Source organism: Phreatobacter sp. (assembly GCF_052440005.1).
Lineage (GTDB): Bacteria > Pseudomonadota > Alphaproteobacteria > Rhizobiales > Phreatobacteraceae > Phreatobacter.
Map to the genome: position 1 here is coordinate 1 of NZ_JBQVQL010000062.1, position 16,831 is coordinate 16,831.

General features: G+C 69.1%; 19 protein-coding genes. 10 read left to right on the forward strand and 9 right to left on the reverse strand.

Translation table 11 applies throughout. From position 1 onward, the window contains the following. Nucleotides 1-135 precede the first annotated feature (135 nt). Complete coding sequence (locus ACT6XY_RS15275) at nucleotides 136-498, forward strand: hypothetical protein (protein ID WP_444749185.1); 363 nt, start codon at nucleotides 136-138, stop codon at nucleotides 496-498. Here the strand turns inward: ACT6XY_RS15275 and rplS are convergent. From rplS to ACT6XY_RS15310, 7 genes are all read right to left on the reverse strand, one after another. Continuing rightward, nucleotides 429-803, reverse strand: coding sequence for a 50S ribosomal protein L19 (gene rplS, locus ACT6XY_RS15280; RefSeq protein ID WP_444749186.1), 375 nt, complete (start codon nucleotides 801-803; stop codon nucleotides 429-431). The two genes, ACT6XY_RS15275 and rplS, sit on opposite strands and share 70 nt — an antisense overlap. Before the next feature lie 282 nt (nucleotides 804-1,085). Then, a complete protein-coding gene (gene trmD / locus ACT6XY_RS15285) occupies nucleotides 1,086-1,775 on the reverse strand; it encodes a tRNA (guanosine(37)-N1)-methyltransferase TrmD (RefSeq protein WP_444749211.1) in 690 nt (229 codons plus the stop codon). Between the two features lie 3 nt (nucleotides 1,776-1,778). Further along, nucleotides 1,779-2,315 (reverse strand): ribosome maturation factor RimM, encoded by a 537-nt coding sequence (rimM, locus tag ACT6XY_RS15290; protein WP_444749187.1) that lies wholly within the window; start codon nucleotides 2,313-2,315, stop codon nucleotides 1,779-1,781. 62 nt (nucleotides 2,316-2,377) lie between these two features. Further along, nucleotides 2,378-2,737: a 30S ribosomal protein S16 gene (rpsP, locus tag ACT6XY_RS15295; RefSeq protein WP_444749188.1), complete on the reverse strand. Its 360-nt coding sequence runs from the start codon at nucleotides 2,735-2,737 to the stop codon at nucleotides 2,378-2,380. 54 nt (nucleotides 2,738-2,791) lie between these two features. Beyond that, nucleotides 2,792-4,327 (reverse strand): signal recognition particle protein, encoded by a 1,536-nt coding sequence (gene ffh / locus ACT6XY_RS15300; RefSeq protein WP_444749189.1) that lies wholly within the window; start codon nucleotides 4,325-4,327, stop codon nucleotides 2,792-2,794. A gap of 208 nt (nucleotides 4,328-4,535) precedes the next feature. After that, entirely contained in the window at nucleotides 4,536-5,324 is a 789-nt protein-coding gene (locus tag ACT6XY_RS15305) for a hypothetical protein (protein ID WP_444749190.1), read from the reverse strand. A 167-nt stretch (nucleotides 5,325-5,491) separates the two neighbouring features. Continuing rightward, nucleotides 5,492-5,863, reverse strand: a complete 372-nt coding sequence (locus tag ACT6XY_RS15310) for a hypothetical protein (protein ID WP_444749191.1) — start codon at nucleotides 5,861-5,863, stop codon at nucleotides 5,492-5,494. A gap of 163 nt (nucleotides 5,864-6,026) precedes the next feature. Between ACT6XY_RS15310 and ACT6XY_RS15315 the strand changes: the two genes are divergently transcribed. Then, a complete protein-coding gene (locus ACT6XY_RS15315) occupies nucleotides 6,027-6,695 on the forward strand; it encodes a DUF2161 domain-containing phosphodiesterase (protein WP_444749192.1) in 669 nt (222 codons plus the stop codon). A gap of 90 nt (nucleotides 6,696-6,785) precedes the next feature. Continuing rightward, nucleotides 6,786-7,073, forward strand: coding sequence for a PepSY domain-containing protein (locus ACT6XY_RS15320; protein ID WP_444749193.1), 288 nt, complete (start codon nucleotides 6,786-6,788; stop codon nucleotides 7,071-7,073). 55 nt (nucleotides 7,074-7,128) lie between these two features. Here the strand turns inward: ACT6XY_RS15320 and ACT6XY_RS15325 are convergent, their stop codons facing one another. Then, a complete protein-coding gene (locus tag ACT6XY_RS15325; RefSeq protein ID WP_444749194.1) occupies nucleotides 7,129-7,806 on the reverse strand; it encodes an ankyrin repeat domain-containing protein in 678 nt (225 codons plus the stop codon). A 100-nt stretch (nucleotides 7,807-7,906) separates the two neighbouring features. Beyond that, nucleotides 7,907-8,329, reverse strand: a complete 423-nt coding sequence (locus ACT6XY_RS15330; protein WP_444749195.1) for a hypothetical protein — start codon at nucleotides 8,327-8,329, stop codon at nucleotides 7,907-7,909. Nucleotides 8,330-8,462: 133 nt separating this feature from the next. On the opposite strand from ACT6XY_RS15330, the gene ACT6XY_RS15335 reads away from it, so the two are divergent. The 7 genes from ACT6XY_RS15335 (at nucleotide 8,463) to ACT6XY_RS15365 (ending at nucleotide 16,798) form a co-directional block, all read left to right on the forward strand. Next, nucleotides 8,463-9,392 carry a polyprenyl synthetase family protein gene (locus ACT6XY_RS15335; RefSeq protein WP_444749196.1) on the forward strand — a complete coding sequence of 310 codons (930 nt, stop codon included), beginning with the start codon at nucleotides 8,463-8,465 and terminating at the stop codon, nucleotides 9,390-9,392. Nucleotides 9,393-9,528: 136 nt separating this feature from the next. After that, a complete protein-coding gene (locus tag ACT6XY_RS15340; RefSeq protein ID WP_444749197.1) occupies nucleotides 9,529-11,016 on the forward strand; it encodes an ABC transporter substrate-binding protein in 1,488 nt (495 codons plus the stop codon). Between the two features lie 68 nt (nucleotides 11,017-11,084). Beyond that, nucleotides 11,085-12,002 (forward strand): ABC transporter permease, encoded by a 918-nt coding sequence (locus ACT6XY_RS15345; protein WP_444749198.1) that lies wholly within the window; start codon nucleotides 11,085-11,087, stop codon nucleotides 12,000-12,002. A gap of 1 nt (nucleotide 12,003) precedes the next feature. After that, nucleotides 12,004-12,900, forward strand: a complete 897-nt coding sequence (locus tag ACT6XY_RS15350) for an ABC transporter permease (protein WP_444749199.1) — start codon at nucleotides 12,004-12,006, stop codon at nucleotides 12,898-12,900. A 119-nt stretch (nucleotides 12,901-13,019) separates the two neighbouring features. Then, the gene (locus ACT6XY_RS15355) at nucleotides 13,020-14,414 is read left to right on the forward strand and encodes a M20 family metallopeptidase (protein ID WP_444749200.1); all 1,395 of its coding nucleotides are present in this window, start codon (nucleotides 13,020-13,022) and stop codon (nucleotides 14,412-14,414) included. A 23-nt stretch (nucleotides 14,415-14,437) separates the two neighbouring features. Then, on the forward strand, nucleotides 14,438-15,691 hold the full coding sequence (locus ACT6XY_RS15360) for an NAD(P)/FAD-dependent oxidoreductase (RefSeq protein ID WP_444749201.1): 1,254 nt from the start codon (nucleotides 14,438-14,440) through the stop codon (nucleotides 15,689-15,691). Between the two features lie 120 nt (nucleotides 15,692-15,811). Then, entirely contained in the window at nucleotides 15,812-16,798 is a 987-nt protein-coding gene (locus ACT6XY_RS15365; protein WP_444749212.1) for a TAXI family TRAP transporter solute-binding subunit, read from the forward strand. Nucleotides 16,799-16,831: the final 33 nt, after the last annotated feature.

The window sequence follows — 16,831 nt, forward strand, 5'->3', positions numbered from 1 at the left end:
GGGGAGAGGTGGGGTGTGCCTGCGGAGGCGGTGCCGCGCGTCACGCCTCACCCGCCCGCGGACGCGGGCACCCTCTCCCACGAGGGGAGAGGGTTTTCGCGCCAGCCTCTCACCAGAAAACCCCCGAGGCACCCCATGACCCCCGACGAGAGCCGCGCCATCCGCCGCCATCTGCACAGCGCCGAGGGCGCCCATCTCCTCTGCCGGCGCAAGGCCTGCCGCCGCGCCCGCTGCTGCCGGCTGATCGAGACCTGCACCAGCCGTCTCTATGCCGGCGCCTTGCCCGAGGGCGAGGAGCTCATGGCCCTGCGCCTCGCCTATCTCATCGAGCTCGGCGCGCTCTGGCAGCGCCTGCCGCGCCCGGTCCCCCGGCATGCAAAACGGGGCCCGAAGGCCCCGTTCCGGAAGTCCAGCGATGGCGAGAAGGCTCAGGCCTTGTCGGAGCGGTCGACGCGCTCGGCGATACGGGCCGACTTGCCGCGGCGATCGCGCAGGTAATAGAGCTTCGCGCGACGGACCTTGCCGCGGCGCACCAGCTTGATGGAGTCGATGATCGGGGAGTGCACCGGGAAGACGCGCTCGACGCCCTCGCCATAGGAGATCTTGCGGACGGTGAAGCTCTCCATCAGGCCGCCGCCGGAGCGGGCGATGCAGACGCCCTCATAGGCCTGGACGCGGGAGCGGTCGCCTTCGCGGACCTTCACGTTGACGATGACGGTGTCGCCGGGGGCGAAGTTCGGCAGCTTCTTGTCGCCGAGGACGCGGGCGGCCTCTTCGGCCTCGAGGGTCTGGATCAGGTTCATCGGTTTGGTCCTTGTGGCCGGGCTTTGCCGGCATCTTGTTGGTCTTGGTTCCGAGGATGGGCGTCTGCCCGCCGGAAGGCGGCTCGATAGTCGAAACGGGAGGGATTGTCACGCGGAATCTGGGGCCGGGAGGGGATTGAGGGACGGCGCGGTCCCTGTCGTTTCCTCACCCGTCATGCCCGCGCTTGTCCCGGGCATCCACGAATTCCTCCAAGGGCGGTGTTCAAGTCGTGGATGGCCGGGACAAGCCCGGCCATGACGGAGAGGGCGAGGATGTCGGCCTCACCCCTCGCGCTTCGCCCAGAGGTCCGGCCGGCGCTCCCGCGTGATGCGCTCGGCCTCGGCGCGGCGCCACCGGGCGATCCTGGCGTGGTCGCCGGAGACGAGGATCTCGGGGATCGTCAGGCCCTCGAAGACCTGCGGCCGGGTGTAGTGCGGATATTCCAGGAGGCCGGTCTCGAAGCTCTCCTCGGTGCCGCTCTCGGCATGGCCCATGACGCCGGGCAGGAGCCGCACCACGGCGTCGAGCAGGACCAGGGCGGCGAGCTCCCCGCCGGAGAGGACGTAGTCGCCGATGGAGACCTCGGTGAGGCCGCGCGCCGCGATGAGCCGCTCGTCGACGCCCTCGAACCGGCCGCAGAGGATGACGGCGCCGGGGCCGGCGGCGAGCTCCCGCACGAAGCCCTGCGTGAGGGGCCGGCCGCGCGGCGACATGTAGAGGCGGGGGCGGGGGTCGCCTTCCGGGGAGGCGTGGTCGATGGCGCGGGCGAGGACGTCCGCCTTCATCACCATGCCCGGCCCGCCCCCCGCCGGGGTGTCGTCCACGGTGCGGTGGCGGTCGGTGGCGAAGTCGCGGATGAAATGGGTGTCGAGGCTCCAGGCCCCGCCCAGCGCCCGGCCGGCCAGCGACAGGCCGAGGGGGCCGGGAAACATCTCGGGATAGAGGGTCAGGACCGAGGCGCGGAACATCAGACCTCAGTCGCGGTCTTCAGGGTCGCGCGGCGTCTCTTCGAGCAGGCCCTCGGGCGGGTCGATCACGATGCGGCCGCCGGCGATGTCGACGCTGGGGACGACGGTCTTGGTGAAGGGGATCATCACCGCCTTCTGGCCCTTGCGCGCCACGTCGATGACGTCGCCGGCGCCGAAGTCATAGACGGCGGTGACGGTGCCGACGGGTTCGCCGGTGAGCGTCTCGACCTTCAGGCCGATCAGGTCGGCATGGAGGAACTCGTCCTCGTCGTCGGCGGGGGGAATGCGGTCCCGCGGCACGAAGAGCTGCATGTTGGTGACCGCCTCCGCCGCGGTGCGGTCCGTCAGCTCGGCGATGCGGGCGACCAGCACCTCGCCCGCCGGACGCACGTTCGTGACCGTATAGAGGCGGCCGTCGCGTGACTGCAGCGGGGAGTAGTCGAGGATCGCCGCGGGGTCCTGGGTGTAGGACTTGACGCGCACCTCTCCCCGCACCCCATGGGGGGCGCCGAACTTGGCGACGAGGACGAGGTCGGTGGACATGGGGGGCCTCGGAGGACGTCAGGCCTCCGTGCAGGTCGCCCTGCACGGAGGAGGTCAGCACGTCACTCGGCGGTGGCTTCGGCGGCCTTCGCGGCCTTGGCGGCCTTCGACGCGGCGCGCTCCTCGGCCTTCTTGCCGGGAACGGCCTTCTCCGGGTTGTTCGAGGCGGTGCGCTTCATCAGGCCCTCGGCATCGAAGAAGCGGGCGACGCGATCCGTCGGCAGGGCGCCCTTGGCGATCCAGGCCTTGGCGGCCTCGGCGTCGAGCTCGAAGCGCTTCTGGTCCTTCGACAGCATCGGGTTGTAGGTGCCGATCTTCTCGATGAAGCGGCCATCGCGCGGCGAGCGCGAGTCGGCGACGACGATCTGGTAGAAGGGGCGCTTCTTGGTGCCGCGGCGGGCGAGGCGGATCTTGAGCGACATGGGATACTCCGTTGGGTCGTTCGTGATGATCGGGATGGGGTGAAAGGGGGCCGGCTATTTCTTCTTGCCGAAGGGAAAGCCGGGAAGGCCGGGGAGCTTGGCTCCGCCGAGACCGCCGAGGCCGGGGAAGCCCGGCGGCAGTCCGCCGGGGGGCAGCGACGGCATCTTGTCGGGCAAAGCACCGGGCATCTTCTGCTGCAGTTCGGCGAGCATTTCCGGGGTCGGCTGGGGCATGCCGCCGCCGCCGAGGCCGAACATGTTGGCGAGGCCCGCCATGGGGCCGCGCTTGGCGCCGGGGCCGCCCATGGCCTTCATCATGTCGGCCATGCCGCGGTGCATCTTGAGGAGTTTGTTGACCTCCTCCGGATTGGTGCCGGAGCCGCGGGCGATACGACGGCGACGCTTGCCGTCGATCTCCTTGGGGTTGCGGCGCTCCCAGGGGGTCATGGCGTGGATGATGGCGCGCTGGCGCTTGATCGCCTTGTCGTCGACGGCGCCGGCCAGCTGCTTCTGCATGTTCTTCACGCCGGGCAGCATGCCCATCAGGCCCTGCATGCCGCCGAGCTTCATCATCTGGTCGAGCTGGTCGCCCATGTCGTTCAGGTTGAACTGACCGGACTGCATGCGCTTGGCGATCGCCATGCCCTTTTCGGCATCGATCGATTCCGCCGCCTTCTCGACCAGCGAGACGATGTCGCCCATGCCGAGGATGCGGTTGGCGATGCGCGAGGGATGGAAGTCCTCCAGCCCGTCCATCTTCTCGGACGTGCCGAGCAGCTTGATCGGCTTGCCGGTGACGGCGCGCATGGAGAGGGCGGCGCCGCCGCGGCCGTCGCCATCGACGCGGGTCAGCACCACGCCGGTGACCTTGACGCGGCCGGTGAAGGAGCGCGCGACGTTCACGGCGTCCTGGCCGGTGAGGCTGTCGACGACGAGCAGGGTCTCGTGGGGACCGGCGGCCTTCTCGACCTCGGCCACCTCCGCCATCAGAGCCTCGTCCACATGGGTGCGGCCAGCGGTGTCCAGCATCACCACGTCGTAGCCGCCGAGGCGTCCGGCCTCGATGGCGCGCCGGGCGATCTGCACCGGCGACTGGCCCGCGACGATCGGCAGGGTGTCGACCCCGATCTGCTTGCCGAGGATGGCGAGCTGCTCCATCGCGGCCGGGCGCCGCGTGTCGAGCGAGGCCATCAGCACCTTCTTCTTCTGTTTCTCGAAGAGGCGCTTGGCGAGCTTGGCGGTGGTGGTCGTCTTGCCGGAGCCCTGCAGGCCGACCATCATGATCGGCACCGGCGGCACGGCCTGGAGGTCGATGGCGACGCCCTCGGTGCCCAGCGTCTCGACCAGCGTGTCGTGGACGATCTTGACGACCATCTGGCCGGGGGTGACCGACTTGATGACCTCGGCGCCGACCGCGCGGTCGCGGACCTTGTCGGTGAAGGAGCGGACGACCTCGAGCGCCACGTCGGCCTCGAGCAGGGCGCGGCGCACCTCGCGCATCGCCTCCTGGACATCGGCTTCGCTCAGCGCGCCGCGGCCCTTGAGGCGGTCGAGGATGCCGGACAGTCGTGTCGACAGGCCTTCGAACATGATCGCTCCACCATTCATTTCCGGGGTGCCCCGAAAATGGTCCCGGACATCCCGGACCGCAACGCGTTTCGCGCCCGAGGGCGCATGCTGCGCTGTCGGGCGGGAACCTCCGGGATCGGGTCCCGGTCGGCGAAGGCAGGTCTCGGATGAGCGAGAGTGGGGTGCGGATAGAGGGGACGGGGCGGAAAGTCAAGGAAAGAGGCGCGAACTATGCCCTGCGCAGGCCGAATGCCGCCCTCGGGGCTCCGCGGGGACCGGCCGCGGCAGGGGGACGGGTCGGAGTTGGTGTGTCAGCCGCCCGGGAACCCGGGCCGCCGGACAGCCGGTCGGCGACCATCAGCCACAGGGAGGCTGCCATGACGGCAATCGCCAGCGGCATGCGCGGCAGCGAGTTCGTCAGCCAGGCCAGCGTCACCAGCCGGCGCGGCGCGATCCCCATGCCCAAGCTGAGGACCATCATGATCAGCACGAAGCCGTGCAACGCCGCCAAGGCCACGAGGCCGAGCCAGATCGGATAGGCGACGCCGAAACGCTCGCGTGCCGACAGGTCGTCTCGCTCTGCAAGCACCGCGAGGGTGATCAGCACGATCAGCGCCGCAACAAGCAGCCAGGGAATTGGCATGCGCATGGGGCCGACGAAGCCAAGCGAGAAGGCAACGCTCCAGTGGTTGAAGAGCAGGGTGCCGAAGGCGAGATCGGCCAGAACCACGAAGCCGATCAGCGGGCCGACCAGGATCGTCATCTCCAACGTACGGGCGCGCCGCGCCGCTGGTCGGATCAGGGACAGGGCGAAGGCGACATAGATGAGGGGCTTGAGATACATGCCCATGACCAGCGCAATGGCCCCACCGGCACCACTTATACCGCGCCCCGCGCTCGAAGCCACAAAGTAGACGAGGTAGGGAAAGCCAGCGGTCAGCGCCATGAGAATGGCGATACGGGTGACCAGCCCGATTCCATAGCGCTGCCTCGTGATGGTGCGACCGAACCACGCCATGGTGAGCCTCCGTACGTGGACAGGCTGGTCGTCGCGGGTTGATGCCACCTTAAGGCGACTATCGAAATGGAAGACAACCCGGAGGATTGGCTAACGGACGCTTGCTTGCGCTTGATGAAGGCGGGTGCATCGGTGATGGCGCGGATGGGCAAGGCCCCTGAGCCTGCTCAGCCGCCGATCCCGTGGTCGAGCACCCGTCCGGTCAGCTCCTGGTAGGCGGCGCGGCAGGCGGGCGATCCCGGACAGCCCGGCAGTGCGACCATCGGCGCCACGACCAGCAGAGCTGCCGCGAGGATTGCCAGGGTGAGTGCGGACGCTCTTCGAAAGGAGCCCGCCACGGCCAGCGCCGGTATGAGGAGGGCCTGCGCCACGCAGAGCACAAGCAGCACGCGTCGCGGACCTACGGTCTCCCGGTCGAAGACGGTGAGATGCCCGTCGGGGAAGCCGATCATGGACAGGCTAGCCCATTCCACGAAGGCGAGGGCGAGGCAGACAAGGCCCCAGCAGAGGGCGACCGTGACGGTATGACGGCGGTTCATGCGGCCTGTTTCCCGCACCGACAATGCTCTCTTGTGTCGCGCGGCCAGACGGCGGCTGCTGTCAGAAACAGGACGGTCGGCATCGCGCCGATCGCGGCATGCGCCTCGACACACCTGCGAATCCGCTCTACCCGCTGAACATCCAATGCTCGGACATCCACCCTTGGAAACCGCCCTCTACCTCCCCGTCAAAACCTTCCTCGAAGGCCTCGGCTTCGACGTGAAGGGCGAGATCATGGGCTGCGACCTCGTCGCGTTGAGGGACGGCGAACCCACCGCCGTCGTCATCGGCGAGCTGAAACAGTCCTTCACCCTGGAACTGGTCCTCCAGGCGGTCGACCGCTCGGCCGCCGCCGACGAGGTCTGGCTGGCGGTCAAGGCCTCCGCCAAGGGCCGCGGCCGCGAGCACGACAGTCGCGTGAAGAAGCTCTGCCGGTTCTGCGGCTTCGGGCTCCTCTCCGTGCTGCCGATGGGCGGCGTCGAGGTCGTCGTCGAGCCCGTGCCGTGGAAGCCGCGGCACGACGGCAAGCGCCGCTCGCGCCTCGTCGCCGAACACCGCCGCCGCCGCGGCGATCCCGCGACCGGCGGCTCGACGCGTCGCCCCATCATGACCGCCTACCGCCAGCGCACGCTCGCCATGGCGCAGGCTCTCGCTGCCGGCCCGCTCCGCCCGCGTGATCTCGCTCGCCTCGCCCCCGACGCACCGGCCATCCTCCAGCGCAACGTCTATGGCTGGTTCGTACGGCAGGAGCGGGGGATCTACGGGCTCTCGGAAGCCGGTGAGGCGGCTCTCGTGACCTGGGCTCATCACCTGCCGCCGCCCGCACCCTGACCGCGCGCCGTCGCGACCTTCTGTCGCCCGGTGGCAACCCCCTTTGCTGCGCTGCGTTGGTTGTCCGACGCATCAAAGGAAAGGACCGTCATGTTTGACAGGACACGCCGCCACCTCCTTGCGGGCGCCCTGGGGCTCGGCCTCGCCGGCACCCTCGCCGCTGCACCGGCCCGGGCCGACGACCGGCCAGTGACCGCAGAGGAACTGCGCCAGATCGAGGCCAGCCTTCGCCAGGCCGGGTTTACGCGATGGGGCAAGGTGGAGTTCGACGACGGCCGCTTCGAGGTGGATGACGCCATCGCCGGAGACGGGGCCAAGTACGACCTGGAGCTTTCCAGCGTCGACTTCTCCATCCTCAAGCGAGACCGGGACGACTGAGGCCTCAGCCGAGCCGGCCGAGACGCCCTGACGGCACTGCTGCCGGTGAGCGCGGCTATTCCAGCAGCTTGACCATTGCTGCATATCCACGCCCTCGGGCGAGAGTCAGAGGTGTCTGGCCCTGCCGGTCGGCGAGGTCGCGCCGGGCCCCGGCTGCCGTGAGCAGGCGGACCGTCTCGACATGGCGAGGACCGCCCTGGCCGAGAATCACGGCCTCGATCAGCGCGGTCCAGCCGAGATTGTTGACGTGGTCGAGCGGCGCGCCGGCGCGGATCAGTTCGCCCACCACCTTGTCGTGGCCGAGATGGGCCGCGGCAATCAGCGCCGTGCCGTCATAGAGGCTCGTAATGGCTTTGGGGTCGCCGCCGATGGCGATGGCCACTTTCATGGTCTCGATGTCGTCGGCCACCGCCGCAACGGTGATGGCGTCGTAGCGCTGGTGCTCGAGAGCCCGGGGATTGGCGCCAGCCTGCACCAGGGCGCGCATGGCGTCATGCCGGCGGGCAAATGCCGCCACGTGAAGGGGCGTGCGGCCGCGTCCGTCACGGGCATTGAGATCCTGACCGGCTGTCGCCAGCCTTTGGATGGCGGCGACATCCCCTCGATGGGCTGCCGCATGCAGCCCGCCATAGCCGGCGATGTCGTCGGTTGAGGGCGGCACCTGCGCCAAGGCGGCGGGCATGCCCGCAACGAAGGCCAGCAGGCCCAGCGCCACCATGCGTCTGGACATCATCGTTCTCTCCCCGGCCGCCGGATCGAGCGTCCGGCTTGCCAGCATCGGATCACCCCGCCTGACCACGGTCAATCCGGCAGGGAGCAAGCCGGCATGAGGTCTAGCGGGCGACCCGGCAGAGGCGGGTGACGTCCGCGACCGTCATCCGGATCGCCTCTTCCGAGCGGCTGATCATCTGGCGGCCACTGGAGGAGACACAATCCCAGCGGTGGTGGGCCCGGGCGGCGACGGCGCGGCGGAAGTGCTGCGCCAGGGTGTTGACGGTTGCCGGCTCGATGCATCCGCGTACCAGACGGCGCAGCCGCACTTCCAGCGCTGGCGGCCGGCCGCAGGCCTTGAGGAAGGTTTCCAGGACCGCATAGGATTCCACCCGCTTCATCACATCCGCATGCTGGCCGGGAGACAGAAGCGCGAGCCCGAAGCCGCCGCCGGGCGGACGGCCTTCGGCGCGCGCCAGGCCGAGCGTTGCTCCGGACAGGATCACCGAGAAGAGCACCGCGAGAAGGGGATGGGCAGGGTGCATGAAAGGTCGTGGGCCCGGGGGTGGACGCGGTCATTTTATCCGCGGAGCCGGACCCGGCAAGCCGTCCGGCCTTGACGCGGTCCCGCGCCTCCGTCACGGCTCGCGCACCATCTTCCGTCCGGGCGGTGCCGCCATGTCCGATCTCTCCCTTGAACAACGCCTCGCCGCCGCCGCTCGGCTGGTGGAGGCCGAACTCGAAAGCCTGCTCGGCGACGATGCGCGGCCCGGGGAGACGGCGCGCCCGCCGCGCCTGATGGCGGCGATGCGCCACGGCGTCCTTGCCGGCGGCAAGCGCCTGCGTCCCTTTCTCGTCCTCGAATGCGCCGCCCTCTTCGGCGTGCCGGCACGCGACGCGCTCCCCACGGCTGCGGCGCTCGAACTCATCCACTGCTACTCCCTCGTCCACGACGACCTGCCGGCCATGGACGATGACGACCTCAGGCGCGGCCGGCCGACAGTTCACAAGGCCTATGACGAGGCGACGGCCATCCTCGTCGGCGACGGCCTGCTGACCCTTGCCTTCGAGACCGTCGTCGCGCCCGGCGCCCATGCCGATCCCGCCGTGCGCGCCGAACTCGCCGTCCTGCTCGCCCGCGCCGCCGGCCTCGGCGGCATGGTAGGCGGCCAGATGCTCGACCTTGCCGCCGAGGGACGATTCGGTGACGGCGCGCCGCTCGACCTCGCCGAGGCCGAAATCCGCCGCCTGCAGGCCATGAAGACGGGGGCGCTGATCCGCTACGCCTGCCTCGCCGGTGCGGTGCTCGGTCACGCCTCGTCGGCCGAGCGGCAGGCGCTCGTGGCCTATGGCGAAACGATCGGGCTGGCCTTCCAGGTCGCCGACGATCTCATCGACCACGAGGGCGATGCGGCCCTCGCCGGCAAGGCCACCGGCAAGGACGCCGCCCGCGGCAAGGGCACGCTCGTATCGCTGCGCGGGCCGCAATGGGCGCGCGACGAACTGACGCGCCTCGTCGCCGATGCGGCAGTGCGGCTGACGCCGTTCGGCGAGCGGGCTGCCGTCCTGGCCGACGCGGCGCGCTTCATCGCCCGCCGACAGGCCTGACCTGCCGCGTCTCCTGGCCCTCGCGCCTTGACTCCACTGCCGCGGGCGCGCCAGCATCCGGCAATCTTTTTCGCTTTTCAGGGAGGGGACGATGATTTTTTCGTCCACGCGTCGTGTCTTCGGGATGATTTTGGGCGTGGCGCTCGCCGCCGGGCTGGCGGCGCCTGCCGAAGCGCAGAAGCGGCAGAACACCATCCGCTTCGCTTATGACCAGGTGCCGGAGAACGTCGACCCCTTCTTCAACAACGTCCGTATCGGCGTGATCATCGCCCACCAGGTCTGGGACACGCTGATCTACCGTGACCCCCGGACCAACGAGTACAAGGGCCAGCTCGCCACCGCCTGGCGCTGGGTCGACGAGAAGACGCTGGAACTCGACCTGCGCCGCGGCGTGAAGTTCCACAACGGCGTGGAGTTCTCCGCCGACGACGTCGTCTACACCCTGAACTTCGTCGCCAACCCCGCCAACCGCTCGACCACGCAGTCCAACGTCAACTGGATCGACCGGGTGGAGAAGATCGACAGCCACAAGGTGCGCATCATCACCAAGCGCCCCTTCCCGGCCGCCATCGAATATCTCGCCGGCCCGATCGTCATCCATCCCGCCGCCTACTACGAGCAGGTCGGCCCCAAGGGCATGAACGAGAAGCCGGTGGGGTCGGGCCCCTACCGGGTCGTGGAGCACCAGATCGGCCGCTCCATCACCCTGCAGCGCAACCCCGACTACTTCCGCGACGGGCCGAAGCCGCAGCCGCAGATCGAGCGCATCGTGATCCGCTTCATCCCCGACCGCCAGACACAGGTGGCCGAGATGCTGTCCGGCGGCCTCGACTTCGTCATGAACATCGCCCCCGACCAGGCCCAGCAGATGCGCGCCGTGCCGACGCTCCAGATCGTCTCCGGCGGCACCATGCGCATCGTCTTCCTGAACTTCGCGACCACAGAGCGGTCGCCGGCCCCGCAGCTGCGCGACCTGCGCGTGCGCCGCGCCATCGCCCACGCCATCGACCGCCAGACCATGGCGCGCCAGCTGGTCGGCGAGGGCTCGCAGATCATCAATGCCATCTGCTTCCCGGCCCAGTTCGGCTGTGACGCCTCGCAGGTGCCGGTCTACGACTACAACCCGGCCAAGGCGAAGGAACTGCTGGCGGAAGCCGGCTTCCCCAACGGCTTCGACATCGACCTGCACTCCTACCGCGAGCGCAACCAGGCCGAGGCGATGATCAACTACCTGCGTGCGGTCGGTATCCGCGCCACGCTGCGCTTCGGACAGTATGCGGCGATGCGCGAGCAGATCCGCTCCAACCGCGCCGGCATGGCCCACCAGACCTGGGGGTCCTTCTCGATCAACGACGTCTCGGCCTCGACGCCGGTCTACTACAAGGGCCTCGATGACGACATCTCGCGCGACCCCAAGGTGATCGAGCTGCTGGAGCGCGGTGATTCCGTGACCGATCCGCAGCAGCGGATCGCCGCCTACCGCGAGGCCCACAAGCTCATCATGGAGCAGGCCTATTCGGTGCCCCTCTACAACCTCGTCACCTTCTATGCCGCGGCGAGGGATCTCGAGTTCGCCGCCTATCCCGACGAACTTCCGCGCTTCTGGGAGATGCGCTGGAAGTGATGCTATGGTCCGGCTGCGGCGCGTGAGGCGCCGCGGCCGGATCCGGCAGCTTCAAGGCGCCAAATCGCATGTTCAATTACACGCTCAAGCGGCTGGCACTGGCCGCTCTCGTCGCATTGGCGGTGTCGGCGCTGGCCTTCGTGCTGCTCCGCCTGTCCGGTGACGTCGCCATCGCCATCGCCGGGGAGGGCGCCCGCGCCGAGGACATCGCCGCGGTGCGTCAGCAATATGGCCTCGATCGCCCGCTGGTGGTTCAGTATCTCGACTGGCTGGGCCGCACCCTGCAGGGCGATTTCGGCCAGTCCCTCTATTTCCGCACCCCGGTCGCCGATCTCATCGTCACCAAGATCCAGACGACCCTCATCCTCGCCGTCCTCGCCATCGCCTTCGCGCTTGCCCTGTCGATCCCGCTCGGCGTCATGGCGGCTGTCTGGCAGAACTCCTGGATCGACCGGCTGTGCCTGTGGATCGCGGTGGCGGGCCAGGCACTGCCCAACTTCTTCTTCGCCCTCTGCCTCGTGATGGTCTTTTCCATCGGCCTCGGCTGGCTGCCGGTCTCGGGCGCCGACAGCTGGGAGCATTTCATCATGCCGACGGTGGCTCTCGGCTACTACGTCACGCCGCCCTTCATGCGTCTGGTCCGCGCCGGCATGATCGAGGTGCTCGGCGCCGACTACATCCGCACCGCCCGCGCCAAGGGTCTGCCGGCATCCACCGTGATCCTGCGGCACGGCCTGCGCAACGCCCTGGTGCCGGTGGTGGCGCTCACCGCCGTGCAGCTCGGCTTCCTCCTCGGCGGCTCCATCGTCATCGAGACGGTCTTCGCCCTCGACGGCCTCGGCTACCTCGCCTATCAGGCCATCTCGCAGAAGGACTTCCCGGTCATCCAGGCGGTGCTGATGCTGCTTTCGGTCGGCTATGTCGTGCTGACGCTCGCCGCCGATCTCGTCAATGCCTGGCTCGACCCCAGGATCAGGGTGGGCTGACATGAGCGACATCGTCCAGACCGGCCCCGTCGCCGTCGCCGTCGTGCCGCCCTCGCGGTTCAAGCGACGGGCGCTGAAGCACAAGGGCCTGATGATCGGCACCATCATCTTCGCGATCATCGTGCTGATCGCGCTGCTGGCGCCCTTCATCTCGCCGCACGACCCCTATGCGCAGGATCTCAACAACCGCCTCGTGCCGCCCGTCTGGTACGAGCGCGGCTCCTGGCTGCATCCCTTCGGCACCGACAATCTCGGCCGCGACTATCTCTCCCGCACCCTCTACGGGGCGCAGATTTCGCTGCTCATCGGCATTTCCGTCATGGTCATCTCGGGAACCATCGGTACGGCCCTCGGCCTCGCGGCCGGGTATTTCGGCGGGCGTATCGATCTCGTCGTGACCTTCATCATCACCACACGCCTCGCTCTCCCGGTGGTCCTGGTCGCCCTCGCGGTGGTCGCGATGGTCGGCGGCACGCTCGGCATCGTCATCGCCGTGCTCGGCCTGCTCAAATGGGACCGCTTCGCCGTCGTCATGCGGTCGGCCACCCAGCAGGTCCGCTCGCTCGATTTCGTCGAGGCGGCGCGCGCCAGCGGCGCCGGCCAGTTGCGCATCATCCTCAAGGAGGTGCTGCCCAACGTCATGCCGCACCTCATCGTGGTCGGCACGGTGGAGGCGGCGAGCGCCATCCTGCTGGAGGCGGCGCTCTCCTTCCTCGGCCTCGGGGTGCAGCCCCCGCTGCCCTCCTGGGGGCTGATGATCTCGGAGGCGAAGAACTTCATGTTCTTCTCCTTCTGGCTCATCGCCATCCCCGGTGCGGCTCTGGCCCTGCTGGTGCTCGCCATCAACATGATGGGCGATGGCCTGCGCGACGTGACGGCGCCCGACAGCCGTTCCTGAGACGCGACGAAGAGCGGGACGGGGCGGCCTGCCATGCATGCCACCCTGTCCGTCCGCGCCGTGGTGAAAGCCGCGGCCTGCGTTAGTCTGCCGCCGATACCTCCCGCGAAGAGACTCCCATGACACGCGCCTCCGCCATCGACGCCGCCCACCAGATGTTCGACGACGGCAGCCTGAAGGCCATCTTCGCGCGCCGCATCGCCATTCCGACCGAGAGCCAGAACCCCGCCCGCGCGCCCGACCTGTCCCGCTACCTCACCGAGGAGATGCAGCCCTCTTTGGAATCGATGGGCTTCTCCTGCCGCATCCTGACCCACCCCAATGCCAAGGGTCCCTTCCTCCTCGCCGAGCGCATCGAGGATCCTGCGCTCGTGACCGTGCTCGGCTACGGCCACGGCGACGTCATCGCCGGCCTCGAAGGCAAGTGGAAGGAGGGCCGCGATCCCTGGACTCTCGATGACACCGGCGACACCTGGTACGGTCGCGGCGTCGTCGACAACAAGGGCCAGCACGCCATCAACATCGAGGCGCTGCGCTGCGTGCTCAAGACGCGCGGCAAGCTCGGCTTCAACGTCCGCTACCTCATCGAGATGGGTGAGGAGGTGGGGTCCGCCGGCCTGCACGACCTCGCCCGGGACAACCGCGAACTCTTCCTCGCCGATGTGCTGATCGGCTCGGACGGCCCACGCATGACCGCTGAGCGCCCGACGCTCTGCCTCGGCTCGCGTGGCGGATACCGCATCGACCTCGAGATCAACGCCCGCGAGGGCGGCCATCACTCCGGCAACTGGGGCGGGCTGCTGTCGAACCCGGCGATCCGCCTCGCCCATGCCATTACCACCATCATCGGCCCGACCGGCCAGATCCGCGTCCATGAACTTCTGCCGAAGGACATGCCGGATTCGGTGAAGCGCGCTCTCTCCGACATCGAGCCGGCGAGCATCCCCGGCGGGCCACAGATCGATGCCTGGTGGGGCGAGCCGGGCTTTACGCCTGCCGAGAAGGTCTATGGCTGGAATACCTTCGAGGTTCTGGCCTTCGGCTCCGGCGACATCGGCAATCCCCAGAACGCCGTGCCTCCGTCGGCGAAGGCGACGTGCCAGATCCGCACCGTGGTCGGCTCGGAACCCGAGGGCTTCATCCCCGCCATCAAGCGTCACCTCGTCCGCCACGGTTTCCCGGACGTCGAGGTCTCGTCCGGCCGCGACGCCGCCTTCAAGGCGACGCGCACGGATCCCGACCATCCCTGGGTGCGTTGGGCCGCCGCCTCCATCGCCGAGACGACGGGCAAGAAGCCGGCGGTCATCCCCAATGCCGGCGGCTCGCTGCCCAATGACGTCTTCGCCGAGATCATCGGCATGCCCACCATCTGGGTGCCCCATTCCTATCCCGGGTGCTCGCAGCACGCGCCGAACGAGCACGTGCCTTCGGCGCTCATTCGCGAGGCCATCGGCCTCATGGCCGGGCTCTACTGGGACCTCGGCGAAGGCGGGCATCCGAAAGTCGTGCGCTGACGCCAGAACGGAGCGGGGGGCTCATGGGCACGAACGGGCGTACGGACGTCGCCATCGTCGGCGGCGGCATGGTGGGCACGGCGACGGCGCTGGCCTGCCTTGCCCGAGGCCTCACCGTGACGCTGGTCGATCCCGGCGGAATCCGCAACGCCGCCAGCTACGGCAATGCCGGCGTCATCTCCCGCGGGTCGCTGTTCCCCGTGGCCGGTCCCGGCATGCTGAAGAAGCTGCCGCGCTATGCCCTCAACCGCGACGTGGCCATCCGCGTCGACTATGGCTCGCTGCTCGCTGTCGCGCCCTGGCTGATCGCTTTCATGCGCCGCTGTAATGAGGCCTCCTGGCGCGAGGCGGCGGCAGCCCTCGATCCGCTCTGCGCCGCCGCCTACGACGAGCACTGGCGCGTCGCCGGCGAGATCGGGGCCCGCGACCTCATCATGCGGCGCGGCTGGGTGAAGCTCTATCGCAGCGAGGAGGCCTTCGCTGCCGGCGCACTGGAGCGCGAGCTCCTTGGCCAGCACAAGGTGGCCTTCGAGGTCATCGACGGCGCCGAGCTGCCGCAGTTCGAGGCTGCGCTGAAGCGGCGCTATGCGAAGGCCGTCTGGCACACCGAGACGGGCTCGGTGCGCGATCCAGGCGCCCTCGTCCAGGCCTATGAGGCGGCGGCCGGTCAGCGCGGGGCGACCCTCGTCGCGGCGCGGGCGAGGACCGTCGAGGAGGATGGCGACGGCGCGAAGATCCTGCTCGAGGGAGGCGGGGAGGTTCGGGCGAAGACGGTGGTGATCGCTGCCGGTGCCGCGGCCCACGACCTGACCCGCACCATGGGCTATCGCCTGCCGCTCGCCGCCGAGCGCGGCTATCACCGCCACTTCGCAGACGCCGGCGATCACAAGCTCTCGCGCCCCATTCACGATACCGGTGGCGGCTACGTCGTCTCGCCGATGAATGCGGGGCTTCGGCTGCTCTCAGGGGTCGAACTCGCCCGCCGCGACGCTCCTGCCGACACCCGGCAGATCGAGGCGGTGGAGACAGACGCGCGCCTGACCCTTGCGATCGGCGACAGTGTCGAGCCTGCGCCCTGGCATGGCGCCCGGCCCTCCACGCCCGACGGCCTGCCTGTGATCGGCCGCGCGCCGCGCCATCCGCATGTCGTCTTCGCCTTCGGCCATGGCCATATCGGCCTGTCCACCGGACCGGTCACCGGGCGTCTCGTGGCGGAAATCGTCATGGGGGTGCCGGCGAGCCTGCCGATCGCGCCCTTCTCGCCGGCGCGGTTCTGACCGGCCCCGTGTCCGTGTGATCCCAGACATGCCGACATGGGACATTGCCAGCGACAGGCGTGCGGATAGAGTTGCGGACAATGCGGGCGGCATGACCCGCGAACCAGAGGTGTGACCACGATGTTGAAGCGGATGATCGTCGCGGCCGGTATGGCCGCGGGCCTGATGGCGGGTGCCCTGGTGCCGGCGGGTGCGCAGACGGTGGAATGGCGCGGCGGCTCCATCGGCGGCGGCTGGTACACCATCGTCTCGGGCGCGGCCAAGCTGCTCGAGGACAAGGTTCCCGGCCTGACCATCAAGGCGGTGCCCGGCGGTGGCGCAGCCAATCCGGTGGCCGTCCAGCAGGGCCAGGCACAGCTCGCGATGTCCATCGACATCTTCGCGTCGATGGCTGCGACCGGCACCGGCACCTACCAGGGCCGTCCCGCCGCCGACAAGCTGCGGATGATCGGCCAGTCCTTCGGCGACACGCCCTATCACTTCATCCGCGCGCCGGGTCAGACGATGGACATCGCGACCCTCTTCAAGGAGGGGCGCAACATCCGCTTCGGCGGGGCCAACAACGGCGCGACCGACGAGATCGCCCTGCGCTGGCTCCTCGCCGTCTACGGCCAGACCTATGACAGCCTGCGCGCCCGCGGCTGGCGCTTCCAGCTGGCCGCCTACGGCGATCTCGCGGCCGCCTATCGCGACGGCCAGCTCGACTACGCCTTCTTCGCCCTGGGTCTACCGGGTTCGGCCGTCGTCGACATGGCGACCGGCCGCGAGGGCGAGATCCTCGACATCCCCCAGGACGTCATGGACGCCTTCAAGCAGCGCCACGGCATGGGTTCCGGCGTTATCCCGGCCGGCACCTATCCGCGCTTCCAGGGCACGCGTGAGGTGAAGACGCTGGTCATGGCGACGACCCTCGTCACGTCCTCCGACGTCGCCGAAGACATCGTCTACAAGATCACCAAAGCGATCTGCGAGAACGTCGCGGAACTGCCGCGCATCCACGGCTCGCTGAAGGATTATCGCTGCGAGACGGCGATCGCCAACCGGCCCGTCCCGGTCCATCCGGGCGCCCTGCGCTACTATCGCGAGCGCGGCTGGGTCCAGGGCTGATCCGCAAGCATCGAACGAGGCCCGGGCCACCCG

Bases quoted from the DNA above. Each gene is read 5' to 3' on its own strand.
- ACT6XY_RS15275 (WP_444749185.1), top strand. From the start codon at position 136: ATGACCCCCGACGAGAGCCGCGCCATCCGCCGCCATCTGCACAGCGCC.
- rplS (WP_444749186.1), bottom strand. From the start codon at position 803: ATGAACCTGATCCAGACCCTCGAGGCCGAAGAGGCCGCCCGCGTCCTC.
- rimM (WP_444749187.1), bottom strand. From the start codon at position 2,315: ATGTCCACCGACCTCGTCCTCGTCGCCAAGTTCGGCGCCCCCCATGGG.
- rpsP (WP_444749188.1), bottom strand. From the start codon at position 2,737: ATGTCGCTCAAGATCCGCCTCGCCCGCCGCGGCACCAAGAAGCGCCCC.
- ffh (WP_444749189.1), bottom strand. From the start codon at position 4,327: ATGTTCGAAGGCCTGTCGACACGACTGTCCGGCATCCTCGACCGCCTC.
- ACT6XY_RS15305 (WP_444749190.1), bottom strand. From the start codon at position 5,324: ATGGCGTGGTTCGGTCGCACCATCACGAGGCAGCGCTATGGAATCGGG.
- ACT6XY_RS15310 (WP_444749191.1), bottom strand. From the start codon at position 5,863: ATGAACCGCCGTCATACCGTCACGGTCGCCCTCTGCTGGGGCCTTGTC.
- ACT6XY_RS15320 (WP_444749193.1), top strand. From the start codon at position 6,786: ATGTTTGACAGGACACGCCGCCACCTCCTTGCGGGCGCCCTGGGGCTC.
- ACT6XY_RS15325 (WP_444749194.1), bottom strand. From the start codon at position 7,806: ATGATGTCCAGACGCATGGTGGCGCTGGGCCTGCTGGCCTTCGTTGCG.
- ACT6XY_RS15330 (WP_444749195.1), bottom strand. From the start codon at position 8,329: ATGCACCCTGCCCATCCCCTTCTCGCGGTGCTCTTCTCGGTGATCCTG.
- ACT6XY_RS15335 (WP_444749196.1), top strand. From the start codon at position 8,463: ATGTCCGATCTCTCCCTTGAACAACGCCTCGCCGCCGCCGCTCGGCTG.
- ACT6XY_RS15345 (WP_444749198.1), top strand. From the start codon at position 11,085: ATGTTCAATTACACGCTCAAGCGGCTGGCACTGGCCGCTCTCGTCGCA.
- ACT6XY_RS15350 (WP_444749199.1), top strand. From the start codon at position 12,004: ATGAGCGACATCGTCCAGACCGGCCCCGTCGCCGTCGCCGTCGTGCCG.
- ACT6XY_RS15355 (WP_444749200.1), top strand. From the start codon at position 13,020: ATGACACGCGCCTCCGCCATCGACGCCGCCCACCAGATGTTCGACGAC.
- ACT6XY_RS15360 (WP_444749201.1), top strand. From the start codon at position 14,438: ATGGGCACGAACGGGCGTACGGACGTCGCCATCGTCGGCGGCGGCATG.
- ACT6XY_RS15365 (WP_444749212.1), top strand. From the start codon at position 15,812: ATGTTGAAGCGGATGATCGTCGCGGCCGGTATGGCCGCGGGCCTGATG.